At 58.0% G+C, this 11,991-nt stretch carries 15 protein-coding genes; 8 read left to right on the top strand and 7 right to left on the bottom strand.

Annotated elements, in window-relative coordinates; translation table 11 throughout:
- Positions 1 to 63 precede the first annotated feature (63 nt).
- From AC2FGE_RS16330 to AC2FGE_RS16305, 6 genes are all read left to right on the top strand, one after another.
- Entirely contained in the window at positions 64 to 984 is a 921-nt protein-coding gene (locus tag AC2FGE_RS16330) for a manganese-dependent inorganic pyrophosphatase (protein ID WP_496820295.1), read from the top strand.
- A gap of 240 nt (positions 985 to 1,224) precedes the next feature.
- Positions 1,225 to 2,100, top strand: coding sequence for a TIGR01459 family HAD-type hydrolase (locus AC2FGE_RS16325; protein ID WP_496820294.1), 876 nt, complete (start codon positions 1,225 to 1,227; stop codon positions 2,098 to 2,100).
- Positions 2,101 to 2,201: 101 nt separating this feature from the next.
- Positions 2,202 to 2,645 carry a MaoC family dehydratase gene (locus tag AC2FGE_RS16320; protein ID WP_496820293.1) on the top strand — a complete coding sequence of 148 codons (444 nt, stop codon included), beginning with the start codon at positions 2,202 to 2,204 and terminating at the stop codon, positions 2,643 to 2,645.
- Between the two features lie 166 nt (positions 2,646 to 2,811).
- Positions 2,812 to 3,744, top strand: coding sequence for a bifunctional riboflavin kinase/FAD synthetase (locus tag AC2FGE_RS16315; protein WP_496820292.1), 933 nt, complete (start codon positions 2,812 to 2,814; stop codon positions 3,742 to 3,744).
- A complete protein-coding gene (locus AC2FGE_RS16310; protein WP_496820291.1) occupies positions 3,741 to 4,214 on the top strand; it encodes a YcgN family cysteine cluster protein in 474 nt (157 codons plus the stop codon). The genes AC2FGE_RS16315 and AC2FGE_RS16310 overlap by 4 nt, the downstream gene beginning before the upstream one ends.
- Positions 4,214 to 5,248: a threonine aldolase family protein gene (locus tag AC2FGE_RS16305; protein ID WP_496820290.1), complete on the top strand. Its 1,035-nt coding sequence runs from the start codon at positions 4,214 to 4,216 to the stop codon at positions 5,246 to 5,248. The genes AC2FGE_RS16310 and AC2FGE_RS16305 overlap by 1 nt, the downstream gene beginning before the upstream one ends.
- 28 nt (positions 5,249 to 5,276) lie before the next feature.
- On the opposite strand, the gene AC2FGE_RS16300 is transcribed toward AC2FGE_RS16305, so the two are convergent.
- Both AC2FGE_RS16300 and AC2FGE_RS16295 read right to left on the bottom strand, forming a co-directional pair.
- Positions 5,277 to 6,083, bottom strand: a complete 807-nt coding sequence (locus tag AC2FGE_RS16300) for an alpha/beta fold hydrolase (RefSeq protein ID WP_496820289.1) — start codon at positions 6,081 to 6,083, stop codon at positions 5,277 to 5,279.
- 9 nt (positions 6,084 to 6,092) lie between these two features.
- Positions 6,093 to 6,695 (bottom strand): 2-hydroxychromene-2-carboxylate isomerase, encoded by a 603-nt coding sequence (locus AC2FGE_RS16295; protein WP_496820288.1) that lies wholly within the window; start codon positions 6,693 to 6,695, stop codon positions 6,093 to 6,095.
- 107 nt (positions 6,696 to 6,802) lie between these two features.
- On the opposite strand from AC2FGE_RS16295, the gene AC2FGE_RS16290 reads away from it, so the two are divergent.
- Complete coding sequence (locus AC2FGE_RS16290; protein ID WP_496820287.1) at positions 6,803 to 7,822, top strand: ribose-phosphate pyrophosphokinase; 1,020 nt, start codon at positions 6,803 to 6,805, stop codon at positions 7,820 to 7,822.
- A gap of 57 nt (positions 7,823 to 7,879) precedes the next feature.
- Positions 7,880 to 8,320: a ribose 5-phosphate isomerase B gene (gene rpiB, locus AC2FGE_RS16285; RefSeq protein ID WP_496820286.1), complete on the top strand. Its 441-nt coding sequence runs from the start codon at positions 7,880 to 7,882 to the stop codon at positions 8,318 to 8,320.
- A 47-nt stretch (positions 8,321 to 8,367) separates the two neighbouring features.
- Here rpiB and AC2FGE_RS16280 read toward each other — a convergent pair whose 3' ends face one another.
- The 5 genes from AC2FGE_RS16280 to AC2FGE_RS16260 form a co-directional block, all read right to left on the bottom strand.
- Positions 8,368 to 8,739: a hypothetical protein gene (locus tag AC2FGE_RS16280; RefSeq protein ID WP_496820285.1), complete on the bottom strand. Its 372-nt coding sequence runs from the start codon at positions 8,737 to 8,739 to the stop codon at positions 8,368 to 8,370.
- Positions 8,740 to 8,772: 33 nt separating this feature from the next.
- Entirely contained in the window at positions 8,773 to 9,123 is a 351-nt protein-coding gene (locus AC2FGE_RS16275; RefSeq protein ID WP_496820284.1) for an H-type lectin domain-containing protein, read from the bottom strand.
- Between the two features lie 112 nt (positions 9,124 to 9,235).
- Positions 9,236 to 9,646: a F0F1 ATP synthase subunit epsilon gene (locus AC2FGE_RS16270; RefSeq protein ID WP_170536213.1), complete on the bottom strand. Its 411-nt coding sequence runs from the start codon at positions 9,644 to 9,646 to the stop codon at positions 9,236 to 9,238.
- 12 nt (positions 9,647 to 9,658) lie between these two features.
- Positions 9,659 to 11,083: a F0F1 ATP synthase subunit beta gene (gene atpD / locus AC2FGE_RS16265; protein WP_496820283.1), complete on the bottom strand. Its 1,425-nt coding sequence runs from the start codon at positions 11,081 to 11,083 to the stop codon at positions 9,659 to 9,661.
- Positions 11,084 to 11,103: 20 nt separating this feature from the next.
- The gene (locus AC2FGE_RS16260; RefSeq protein ID WP_496820282.1) at positions 11,104 to 11,982 is read right to left on the bottom strand and encodes a F0F1 ATP synthase subunit gamma; all 879 of its coding nucleotides are present in this window, start codon (positions 11,980 to 11,982) and stop codon (positions 11,104 to 11,106) included.
- Positions 11,983 to 11,991 lie beyond the last annotated feature (9 nt).

The raw sequence follows: 11,991 nt of genomic DNA, 5'->3' as shown, positions 1-11,991 counted from the left end.
TTGGTGACATTTCGTTTGGACCAACCTATAAGGCGCGCAAATTGCAATCCTCAGGATACTGTCATGACAACCCTCGTATTTGGTCACAAATCTCCGGACACCGATTCCACAGGCTCGCCGATCCTATGGTCCTGGTACCTGAACGAAATCAAAGGCGAATCGGCCGAGCCCGTCCTGCTGGGTGAACCCAACACCGAGGCCGCCTTTATGTTGCAGCGTTGGGATCTTCCAAAACCCCGCATCATCACGGATGTGGATGCAGACGCACCGGTTGTCGTCGTCGACACCAACAACCCGGCCGAGCTGCCCGCCAGCGTCAATAACGCCGATATCCGCGCCATCATCGACCACCATAAGCTGGTTGGCGGTCTGGAGACCAAAGGCCCGATCGACATCACTGTGCGCCCGCTCGCCTGCACAGCAACTATCATGATCGACCTGATCGGTGACGACACGGCCAAGATGCCTGACGCTGTCAAAGGCGTGGCGCTCACCTGCATCCTGTCGGACACACTGGAATTTCGCTCGCCCACTACCACAGCGCATGACCGCGCCGTAGCCGAGAAACTGGCCGCTGAACTGGGCTTGGATGTCTCAGCCTATGCCGCCGATATGTTCGCAGCGAAATCGGATGTTTCGTCTTTCTCGGACGCCGAACTGATCCGCATGGACAGCAAGGAATACGAAGTGGACGGCACCAAGTTCCGCGTCTCGGTTCTGGAAACCACAGCGCCTGGCGTTGTGCTGGATCGCAAAGACAACCTGGCCATCTCGATGGTAGACGTCGCCAAGGAAGACGGCGTGGATCAGGTGCTACTGTTCGTCGTCGACATTCTGAACGAAGAAGCCACCTTGCTGGTGCCCAACGATCTGGTCAAAAGCGTTGCCGAAAAGAGCTTTGACGCTGCCGTTGAAGGAGACATCGTGGTCTTGCCCGGCGTCATGAGTCGCAAAAAGCAGATCATCCCAAATCTGAAAGTTTGATCGCAGACAACCTGAGATACCAAGGCGCTCAATTGGGCGCCTTTCTTCTTTTTGCGAGGCTCTGCCTCGCGCTCCGGGATATTTAGAGCCAGATGAAGATTGGATCCCTGCTTCATCTGGCCGCAAGTATCCCGGGGGGAGTCGCCCAAAGGGCGGCGGGGGCAGCGCCCCCCTCTGGCAAAACCTGTTTCCGTCTGCCATAGCCTAGGCAACCCGCGCCCCATCGCTGAAAGAGAGCCTATGACCCAGATTATCTCCTCACTGACCGAGATTTCGGACCGTTACAAGGCGCTGTTTGTCGACCTCTGGGGATGCGTCCACAACGGTATTACGGCGTTTCCCGAAGCGGTGGCTGCGTTGCAATCCTATCGCGCGGCGGGCGGTTTGGTCGTTCTGGTAACCAACTCGCCCAAACCACGGGCCGGGGTTGCCTCGCAATTGGCGCAGTTCAACGTGCCAGACGATGCCTATGACACCATCGCGACCAGCGGAGATTCTGCCCGGTCTGCCATGTTCCGCGGTGTTGTTGGGCACAAGGTCTATTTCATGGGAGAATGGGAACGCGACGCTGGTTTTTTCGAACCGTTGAAACTGTTGAATCATCCGATCCATATCGACCGCGTTCCGCTGGATCAGGCTGAAGGGATCGTATGTTGCGGGCCCTTTGAGCCCATGGCGGACCCGGATGTGAACCGCGCGGATTTCCTATATGCCAAGCAAATGGGAATGAAACTGCTCTGCGCGAACCCAGATATCGTGGTGGATCGGGGTGAGGTGCGCGAATGGTGTGCCGGGGCCCTGGCTAAGCTTTACGCTGAAATGGGAGGCGAAAGCCTCTATTTCGGTAAACCTCATCCCCCTATCTACGATTTGGCCCGTCGCAGGCTACAGGAACTGGGCGCAGACATCTCGGATGGAGACATCCTGGCCATTGGTGATGGCCCGCACACCGACATTCTGGGCGGCATGGGTGAGGGAATCGATACACTGTTTATCTCGGGCGGTTTGGCCGCAGCTGAAACGAAAACAACACATCATCCGCACGAAGAATCCCTAACTGGCTATATTCAAAAAGAAAAGATCAACCCAACCTACACGATTGGCCGTTTGAGATAGAAATTTTGGGCTTGATTTTCTGCATCTGCGAAGTAATAAAGTTGCCATCTTAGGGCGATCAGTGGATTTTTGTTTCACGGTCGATGTCGAGTGAGGGCAACATGTTGGATAATCTTCCACGCGGAACGATCTGTATCGAAGACATCGAAATGGGCATGACCCGTCACCTGCGCAAAGTGGTGACAGACGAAGATATCGAGATGTTTGCTCAGGTGTCCACCGACCGGAACCCGGTGCATCTGGATGATGACTATGCGCGCGATACGATCTTTGAGGGCCGGATTGCCCATGGGATGCTGACGGCGGGTCTGATCTCGGCCGTGATTGGCGAGCAGCTGCCGGGCCATGGCACAGTTTATATGGGCCAGTCGCTGAAATTCCTGGCACCAGTGCGCCCCGGCGACATGGTCTATGCCGAGGTCAAAGTGATCGACATCGAATTTGCCAAACGCCGCGTCAAGCTGGACTGCCATTGCTCGGTCGATGGCAAAAAGGTTCTGATCGGCGAGGCGATGGTACTGGCCCCATCGCGAAAATTCGACTGATCAGCGTTCAACCGATACCGATCCGTCGCCGATTGCGTTCCAGAGCGATGGAAAACGCTTTGGCTCTCTGCCCGAGCAGTAACGCCGGCGGTATTGCAGCCAGGAATTTTTCACCCACTCGGATGAGGTGCTTGAACATAGCTGGGATGAACAGTACCCACTTCGCATGCAGATCATCCGAGACTTCCAGTTTGTTGAGCCAGAAGATCGCGGCGCCAGCGTGGCGATCGGGAACTTTGATGGCGTGCACCTTGGGCATCAGTCGGTCATCGCGCTGGCCCGCAACGCGGCCCCTGATGCACCGCTGGGTGTTTTGACGTTCGAGCCGCATCCGCGTGAGTATTTTGCACCCGACACACAGCCCTTTCGGCTGATGCGTGGGAATGCACGGGCGCACCGGTTGGAAAAGCTGGGCGTCGAAAAACTGTATGAACTGCCCTTCAACGCCGCACTTGCAGGTCTGTCGCCTGTGGAGTTCGCCCGCAATGTGATCTGCGATGGCCTCGGCCTGTCGCATGTAGTTGTCGGCGCCGACTTCTGTTTTGGCAAAGGGCGCAGCGGAACGGCAGATGATCTGATCCGCTTTGGGCAGGATATGGGATTTGGCGTGACGATCGCACCGCTGATGGAGCGCTCTGACAATGTGGTGTCCTCGACCGCGATCCGAACTGCGCTCAGTGAAGGCAAGCCACGGGACGTCGCTGCTATGCTGGGCCATTGGCACCGGATCGAAGGCGAAGTGATCGGCGGTGAGCAGCGTGGACGTGAGCTGGGTTTTCCCACGGCCAATATGTCCATCGAAGGGCTGCACCCACCGAAATTCGGAGTCTATGCCGTATTGGTCGATGTGTTGGATGGCCCGCATAAAGGCAGCTATCACGGTGCGGCCTCGGTCGGGGTGCGGCCCATGTTTAACGGTGAAGTGCCCAATATCGAAACCTTCCTTTTCGACTTTTCCGGCGATCTATATGGCGCGACCTTGTCGGTGGGTCTGATCGATTTTCTGCGCCCGGAACTGACCTTTGACGGGCTGGACGCTTTGATCGCGCAAATGGATGCGGATTGCGAACAAGCGCGCAGTATTCTGGGCGGCCTATGAGCGCGGACCCGATTGAACGCACAGGCTTGCCTGCCCGGTTCTGGGAACGCAAACCCCTGCGCAAGATGAACCAGCGCGAGTGGGAGGCTTTGTGCGACGGCTGCGGCAAATGTTGCCTAAACAAGCTGGAGGACGAGGACAGTGGCGAGGTTGCCCTGACCTGCGTGGCTTGCCGATTGCTGGATGACGAAAGCTGCCGGTGCACGCAATATGATATCCGACATCAATTTGTGCCCGAATGTATCGTCATGACGCCCGACAACATCGACGATCACGCCTATTGGCTGCCGCAAACCTGCGCCTATCGTCTGCTCTGGGAAGGCAAGCGGTTGTACGATTGGCACCCGCTGATATCCGGCACGCCGGACAGCGTGCATGCGGCCGGCGTTTCCGTTCAGGGGCGCACCGTTTCCGAGTTTGAAACCCCCATGGAAGAGTGGGAAGACCACATTATTGAGGAGCCCATCTGATGTTCTTTGCCTCTGACAATTCCGGCCCGGTCCATCCCAATATTCTGGCCAAACTGGCTGAAGCCAATCAGGGCTATCAGATGGCCTATGGGGCGGACACGATGATGGATGAGGTACGCGCACGCATTCGCGATATCTTTGAGGCACCAAACGCGGCGGTCTACCTGGTGGCAACCGGGACGGCGGCGAATTCGCTGGCTCTGGCTACCTTGTCCAACCCTTGGGAGACGATCTTTTGCTCGCCAGTTGCCCACATTCACGAAGATGAGTGCAACGCGCCCGAATTCTACAGCGGAGCCAAACTGACGCTTGTTCCGGGCGGTGACAAGATGACGCCCGAAGCGTTGCGGGGGTCGATCCTTGGAGAGGAAACACGCGGCGTTCACGGACCGCAGCGCGGGCCCGTATCGATCACGCAGGTGACCGAACGCGGATCGGTCTACACGCTGGAAGAGTTGCAAGCGCTCTGTACCGTGGCCAAGGAATTCGAGCTACCTGTGCATCTGGACGGCGCACGTTTTTCCAACGCTTTGGTTGCATTGAACTGTTCACCAGCCGAAATGACATGGAAAGCTGGCGTCGATGCGGTCAGCTTTGGCGGCACCAAGAACGGTCTGTTGGGTGTCGAGGCCGTTGTCTTCTTTGACGAAAGCAAGGCCTGGGAGTTTGAGTTGCGCCGCAAACGCGGGGCGCATCTGTTTTCCAAACACCGCTATCTGTCCGCCCAGATGGCTGCCTATCTGGACGATGATCTGTGGCTGAAACTGGCACGTCAGGCCAATGCAAACGCCGCCCGGCTGGCCGATGGGCTGCGCGCCAGGGATACCTCGTTCCTACACGAGCCACAGGCGAACATGATCTTTACCCAGTTCTCGCGGGCCCGACACAAACAGCTGCATGAGGCTGGGGCCGTCTATCACCTGTGGGGCGCTGAGCTGGATGGGTCGGACGACGAGGAAATTCTGGCTTGCCGGCTGGTCTGTGACTGGTCCATCAGCGACGAACTGATCGACCAGTTTCTGGAGCTGCTCTAACGCTGGCGGCGCTAGAAGGGTGTCACACTTATGACGGCAATCCGCTCCAGAACGCCGCGATTGCGGCACCGGTTTCGCGTGGATGAGAGATGGGGCCCATATGCCCCGCTCCCTCGATCACGGCGCTTTGGGCCTTTGGAAGGCGGGTCTGCAAGCCACTATTGATGGCAACCATCACCTTATGGGTCTGCGAGCCGTGCAGCAGAAGAACCGGCATTTTGGCCTGCGCGATCCTGATAGGGTCCAGCAGCCCCATAGTGTCGTTGAGCAGTGCGTTTTCCACTGCCCCCACCAGATGAATACCGCGCACCATCCCAGCGCGTGCAGCTTCGGGCAGGTCGGCCCAGTGCGGCCCGGCGCCCCCGGTCCACATGCGATTGAACAGGCGGGCGGCCAAAGGTTCATCCCCGGCTGCAATCGCATCCATATAGGGTTGCGCGACATGCGCATATTCTGCGACCAGTTCCGGCGCCGCCTGCTGTGCTACGGCAAAGAATACCGGCTCGATCAGAACAACGCTGCGGACCAGTTCAGGATGTTCCACCGAAAGCCGCAAGGCGATCATCGCCCCAAAGGAATGGCCGATCACATCCATAGGTTCCGTCAGATGTTCAAGCGTAGCCTCGGTCAAACGTTCAAACAGATCACCCTGACGGTCCCAGTCCGGGCTGCGTCCGTGCGACAGCATATCCGGCGCAACAAAACTCGCCTGCCCATTCATCACCGCAGCAAGACCGGCCCAGACGCCCGAATGGGCAATAGTGCAATGCAGGGCCAGAACCTTGCGGTCGCCTTGGCCTAGGTGGCTGACATGTAAGTTTTGCGCTACGGACATCTTGATCTTCTACCCTTGTTGGTCGGCCAGATGTCGCTCCAGGTCCGCTAGCCGATCCTGCCCCCAGAACCGCTGATCGTCCTCGGTGATATAGAATGGGGCACCAAACACACCGCGCTCCACGGCCTCTTCCAGATTGGCGGTATAGGTCTCAGCCCCAAGCAACAAGCCGCTATCGGCCAAATCCGGGGAAAACCCTGCGTCAGCCAGACAGGCACGGATCACATCATCCTGTGCCACGTCCTTTTCTTCAGCCCAGCAGGCGCGCAGCAGCGAATGGCACAGCTTGCCCACATCGCCTGATCCGTCCTTGATCGCGGCAATCACTGCGTAGGAAGATGGGGCCATATTCGTGGGCCAATGCGCCGGTTGCAGATTAAACGTCATACCCAAATTTCTGGCCTGCCGCAGCAGCTCTTGCGCGCGGTACTCGATGCGAGAGATATGCCTGTCTTTCGGCGGCGTACCTCCGGTGCGCGCAAACAAGGCTATGATATCCAGTGGCTTGTAATTGATCTCCGCGCCATGCTTTGCCGCGATCTCTTCCAGCCGTGTGCCTGCCAGGTAGCTATAGGGCGAAATTGTCGCAAAATAGTAGTCAATCCGGGTCATGTTCACTTTCTCCGCTGGGTTATCTTTGCGGGACGGTAAGGCCATGCTAAGCGGTGTCAACATCACGAATCTGTCACATTGCCAAAGCTGCCCGGGGACCTCAGCCGATGCCGACACTTCACGAACCCAAGCTTATTGCTGGGAACGCAAATCTTCCACTTGCCGAAACCATCGCACGCCGCATGAGCTTGCATCGTGGTGTTGACCAGGGACTGGTCGATGCGCGGGTTGAACGGTTCAATGACGGCGAGATTTTCGTCGAAGTGTTCGAAAATGTGCGCGGCGAGGATATGTTCATTGTCCAACCGACCTCGAACCCGGCCAATGACAACCTGATGGAGCTGCTGATCATCGCCGATGCGCTGCGGCGTTCATCGGCCCAGCGGATCACTGCCGTCATCCCATATTTCGGCTATGCCCGTCAGGATCGCCGCACCAAGGCGCGCACGCCGATCAGTGCCAAGCTGGTGGCAAACATGTTGACCGGCGCCGGGATCGAGCGTGTTTTGACCATGGATCTACACGCTGCCCAGATACAGGGGTTCTTTGATATCCCGGTCGACAACCTCTATGCTTCGCCGATTTTTGCGCTGGATGTGAAAACCCAGTTCAAGGACAACCTAGATGAGATCATGGTGGTCTCACCCGATGTCGGCGGCGTGGCCCGTGCACGGGAATTGGCCAAACGGATCAACGCGCCACTGTCGATCGTGGATAAACGCCGCGAAAAAGCCGGTGAAGTGGCGGAAATGACCGTCATCGGGGACGTGAAGGACAAGATCTGCCTGATCGTAGACGACATGTGCGACACCGCCGGAACGCTCTGCAAGGCGGCGCAGGTACTGCTGGACAACGGCGCCAAGGAAGTCCATTCCTACATCACCCACGGCGTCATGAGCGGCCCGGCGGTTGAACGTGTGACGAACTCGGTGATGAAGTCGCTTGTGCTGACCGACACGATCCAGCCGAGACCCGAGGTGGTAAAAGCACCGAACATCCGTATCGTGCCCACCGCGCCGATCTTTACGCAGGCCATTCTGAACATCTGGAACGGCACCAGCGTGTCATCACTGTTCGAAGACAAGACGCTGACGCCGATCTACGAGTCGCTCTATCACATGGACTGAGTGTGGGGTCGGGCACATTCCGACCACACCACCGATATTGAACAGGGAACCGCTGAGATGACTGCATCCAAACGTATCGTCCTTTCCAGTGACCACGCCGCCATTGATTTGCGTCAGGCGGTTGCAGCCCACATCATTGGGCAAGGCTGGGACGTCCTGGATATCGGCCCAACCACGCCCGAAAGCACGCACTACCCTCTGCACGGCAAAGCCGCCGCACAGGCCGTAGCGTCGGGTGACTGTCAGTTGGGAATTGTGCTGTGTGGCACCGGCCAAGGCATCATGATGGCCGCCAACAAAGTTCCAGGCATTCGCTGTGGCGTATGTTCCGACACGTTCTCGGCCCGCATGATCCGTCAGCACAACAATGCCAACATGCTATCCATCGGCGCGCGTGTCGTGGGGGAAGGCACGGCATTGGACATCGTAGATGCATTTCTGGATGCTGAATTCGAAGGCGGCCGACATGCAACTCGCGTGGATATGATTGAAGACTGAGCGCTTAGTCATCGCCATCGGTCAAACGCCACGGGTGTAGCTCTAGGCTAAAGGCAAATTGCCCCAACCTGGGCTTCCAATCTTTTCACCATACCATCTTCGGATTGCCACCAGATATCCCAGATGTAAGTGCACGCAAAATCTCCTTTTCTGACGCGTGCAAATCGGTTCTCGGGGTCGATGGGAATACCTTGTAACTGCAACTGATGAACCAGTTCCTCTTCGGGAAACGGCGGCGTGAACTCAACCTCTAGGCGGGCTTGAAGTTCATCCCCTGCTTTTACGAAGTTGACAGGAAGTCCTCGCAACAAAGTGGGCAAAGATTCATTCGTTCGATCTAATGTTAGGATGTAGCCGGTCGTCAAAGCGAGCGTGATCAGCAGAAGGACGAGTGTTCGACGCGCAGCTACCAAACTCATCACGAACGCTCGCGTCTGACCATCGTCTGAACCTCAGGATATGTTCCAATCATCTGCATGCGCCACCTCACCGAAGGCTGTCCAACTCACCCGAATGCGAGCGATCCGGGTGTCAGACCACGTGCGAAACACCGCAGTAAACCCCTCGGGCGTCACATCCACAGCTTTGACTTCGGCGCGCAATGCGGAGGATGTATCCACATCCCAGAGCGAGATCCCGACCTGAACCACTGGCGCAGAGCGGAACGCTTCGGTGAACCGGATCGCAGATCGGCGTTCGCGCGGGCCCTCGCCCGTCCACATGTCGCCCCCTTCGGCGAACTCGGAAAACAGCACCTCTTCGCCCTGATCGATGCCGATGGGATGGGTTAGAAATTTCTTCATTCTGTCATCATTGTTCTTGAATTCCAGAAACCTACTCTGCCTTCTTGGCGAAAGCACGACAAAAAACGGCCCCGCAAAAGCGAGGCCGTTCAAGTGTTGCGTGTTGAACCTGTTACAGGCTCATATGCGTTCCAAGGGCTTCCATATCGGCCAGCAGCTTGGCGGCATCATCAACGATGGTCTGATCGTCACCGGCCTTGGCGGCCTCGTGCGAGGCGCGCGCCTCTTCAATCATCTCATCCAGATGCGACCGGGTCACTTCCGAGACCGGGATGGCCTTTTCGGCCAATACCGACAGGCTGTCGCCGTTGATCTGGGCAAACCCACCGGTGACCAGGTATTCGCTGGTGCCTTCGGGTGCCTCGACCTTCAGCAGACCGGGGCGCAGCGTCGTGATCGTCGGGGCATGATCCGGCATCGCCGTCATGTCCCCGTCTGCGCCGGGAATCTGGACCGCGCTGGCCTCAAGCGAAGCAAGGCTCCGCTCGGGGCTGACGAGGTCGAATTGCATCGTGTTTGCCATCAAGGATACTCCTTAGGCGGCTTCTGCGGCCATCTTCTCCGCTTTGGCGATCACATCGTCGATACCGCCAACCATCAGGAAGGCCGCTTCGGGCAGGTGATCGTATTCGCCGGCCACAACGGCCTTGAACGACGAGATGGTGACATCCAGAGGAACCTGAACGCCAGGGCTGCCGGTGAAGACTTCGGCGACGTCGAACGGCTGCGACAGGAAGCGCTCGATCTTACGGGCACGGGCAACGGTCAGTTTGTCTTCTTCCGACAGTTCGTCCATGCCGAGGATGGCGATGATGTCCTGCAACGACTTGTAGCGCTGGAGAATCTGCTGAACGTCGGTCGCAACCGCGTAGTGCTCTTCACCAACGATGGCCGGGTCCAACAGACGCGAGGACGAGTCGAGCGGGTCAACAGCCGGGTAGATACCCTTTTCCGAGATCGCACGGTTAAGAACGGTGGTCGCATCCAGGTGAGCAAACGATGTTGCCGGCGCGGGGTCGGTCAGGTCGTCCGCAGGCACGTAGATCGCCTGCACCGAGGTGATCGAGCCCGACTTGGTCGAGGTAATGCGTTCCTGCAAGGCGCCCATGTCGGTGGCCAGTGTGGGCTGGTAGCCCACAGCCGAAGGAATACGACCCAGCAGAGCCGAAACCTCGGAGCCCGCCTGTGTGAAGCGGAAGATGTTGTCGACGAAGAACAGAACGTCGGTACCGGACTGGTCGCGGAACTGCTCGGCCAGAGTCAGACCGGTCAGAGCAACACGCGCACGTGCTCCCGGAGGTTCGTTCATCTGACCGTAAACCAGCGCAACCTGCGATTCCGACAGATTGTCAGGCTTGATCACGTTCGATTCGATCATCTCGTGGTACAGGTCGTTGCCTTCACGGGTCCGTTCACCAACACCCGCGAACACCGAGAAGCCCGAGTGCACTTTTGCGATGTTGTTGATCAGTTCCATGATCAGAACGGTTTTGCCTACGCCAGCGCCGCCGAACAGGCCGATCTTACCGCCCTTGGCGTACGGGGCCAGCAGGTCAACAACCTTGATGCCTGTAACCAGAACTTCCGACTCGGTCGACTGTTCCGCGAAGGTCGGCGCAGGCTGGTGGATGGCGCGGGCTTCGCTTGCCTCAACCGGACCTTTTTCGTCGATCGGCTCGCCGACGACGTTCAGGATACGGCCCAGGGTGGCGTTGCCAACCGGAACCGAGATCGGTGCGCCGGTGTCGGTGACCACTTCGCCACGGACCAGACCTTCGGTCGCGTCCATCGCGATGGTGCGGACAGTGTTTTCACCCAGGTGCTGAGCAACTTCCAACACCAGGCGCTTGCCGTTGTTGGTGGTTTCCAGCGCGTTCAGAATTTCAGGCAGCGCGTCATCGAACTGCACGTCAACGACGGCCCCGATGATCTGTGTGACTTTGCCTTTTGCATTCGCCATGTTTCGTCTCCGGTTAGTCTCTACAGCGCTTCGGCGCCGGAAATAATTTCAATCAGCTCGTTGGTGATCACGGCCTGACGTGAGCGGTTGAACTGGATCGTCAGCTTGTCGATCATCTCACCCGCGTTGCGTGTCGCGTTGTCCATCGCGGACATCCGTGCACCCTGTTCAGACGCTCCGTTTTCGAGCAGAGCCGAGAAGATCGCGGTCGCAACCCCCTTGGGCAGCAGGTCGGCCAGAATGGCTTCTTCACTGGGCTCGTAATCGAAAATGGCACCGCTGTCGTCACCTGCCGCATCGTCCTCGAACGAGGCGGGAATGACCTGCTGTGCCGTCGGAATTTGGGTCACAACGTTGACGAACTTCGAATAGAAGATCGTCGCAACATCAAACTCACCCCCGTCAAAGCGGGACAGGATGTCCTTGGCAATGTCCTGCGCGTTGGAATACCCAATGCGTTTGACCTCGCTCAGGTCGACATGTCCAACGAACAGATCGCCAAAATCACGCTTGAGCGCATCGCGGCCTTTCTTGCCGACGGTTAAAACTTTGACCGTCTTGCCCTGGCCGCGCAGCTCGCCCGCCTTTTGGCGGGCCAGCTTGGCGATATTCGAGTTGAAGCCACCACACAGGCCGCGTTCAGCTGTCATAACAACCAGCAGATGGACATCATCACTGCCCGTACCACGGAGCAGCTTGGGGGCGCTGTCGCTGCCCCCGACCGACGCCGCCAGCCCCGCCATCACGGCATTGAACCGTTCGGCATAGGGGCGCGAGGCTTCGGCAGATTCCTGGGCGCGGCGCAGTTTTGCAGCCGCGACCATCTGCATGGCCTTGGTGATCTTGCGGGTCGATTTGACCGACTCGATCCTGTTTTTAAGGTCCTTCAGACTAGGCATCGGAACCTC

Source organism: Ruegeria sp. YTSA075, assembly GCF_059610245.1.
Note: the sequence above shows the minus strand (reverse complement) of the source record. Positions and strands in the feature narration are given on the sequence as shown.

What these genes read in the sequence shown, in the direction of transcription:
- AC2FGE_RS16330 (WP_496820295.1), top strand. Translation starts at nt 64, where the DNA reads ATGACAACCCTCGTATTTGGTCACAAATCTCCGGACACCGATTCCACA.
- AC2FGE_RS16305 (WP_496820290.1), top strand. Translation starts at nt 4,214, where the DNA reads ATGTTCTTTGCCTCTGACAATTCCGGCCCGGTCCATCCCAATATTCTG.
- AC2FGE_RS16270 (WP_170536213.1), bottom strand. Translation starts at nt 9,646, where the DNA reads ATGGCAAACACGATGCAATTCGACCTCGTCAGCCCCGAGCGGAGCCTT.
- atpD (WP_496820283.1), bottom strand. Translation starts at nt 11,083, where the DNA reads ATGGCGAATGCAAAAGGCAAAGTCACACAGATCATCGGGGCCGTCGTT.
- rpiB (WP_496820286.1), top strand. Translation starts at nt 7,880, where the DNA reads ATGACTGCATCCAAACGTATCGTCCTTTCCAGTGACCACGCCGCCATT.
- AC2FGE_RS16295 (WP_496820288.1), bottom strand. Translation starts at nt 6,695, where the DNA reads ATGACCCGGATTGACTACTATTTTGCGACAATTTCGCCCTATAGCTAC.
- AC2FGE_RS16280 (WP_496820285.1), bottom strand. Translation starts at nt 8,739, where the DNA reads ATGAGTTTGGTAGCTGCGCGTCGAACACTCGTCCTTCTGCTGATCACG.
- AC2FGE_RS16310 (WP_496820291.1), top strand. Translation starts at nt 3,741, where the DNA reads ATGAGCGCGGACCCGATTGAACGCACAGGCTTGCCTGCCCGGTTCTGG.
- AC2FGE_RS16275 (WP_496820284.1), bottom strand. Translation starts at nt 9,123, where the DNA reads ATGAAGAAATTTCTAACCCATCCCATCGGCATCGATCAGGGCGAAGAG.
- AC2FGE_RS16325 (WP_496820294.1), top strand. Translation starts at nt 1,225, where the DNA reads ATGACCCAGATTATCTCCTCACTGACCGAGATTTCGGACCGTTACAAG.
- AC2FGE_RS16300 (WP_496820289.1), bottom strand. Translation starts at nt 6,083, where the DNA reads ATGTCCGTAGCGCAAAACTTACATGTCAGCCACCTAGGCCAAGGCGAC.
- AC2FGE_RS16320 (WP_496820293.1), top strand. Translation starts at nt 2,202, where the DNA reads ATGTTGGATAATCTTCCACGCGGAACGATCTGTATCGAAGACATCGAA.
- AC2FGE_RS16290 (WP_496820287.1), top strand. Translation starts at nt 6,803, where the DNA reads ATGCCGACACTTCACGAACCCAAGCTTATTGCTGGGAACGCAAATCTT.
- AC2FGE_RS16315 (WP_496820292.1), top strand. Translation starts at nt 2,812, where the DNA reads ATGCAGATCATCCGAGACTTCCAGTTTGTTGAGCCAGAAGATCGCGGC.
- AC2FGE_RS16260 (WP_496820282.1), bottom strand. Translation starts at nt 11,982, where the DNA reads ATGCCTAGTCTGAAGGACCTTAAAAACAGGATCGAGTCGGTCAAATCG.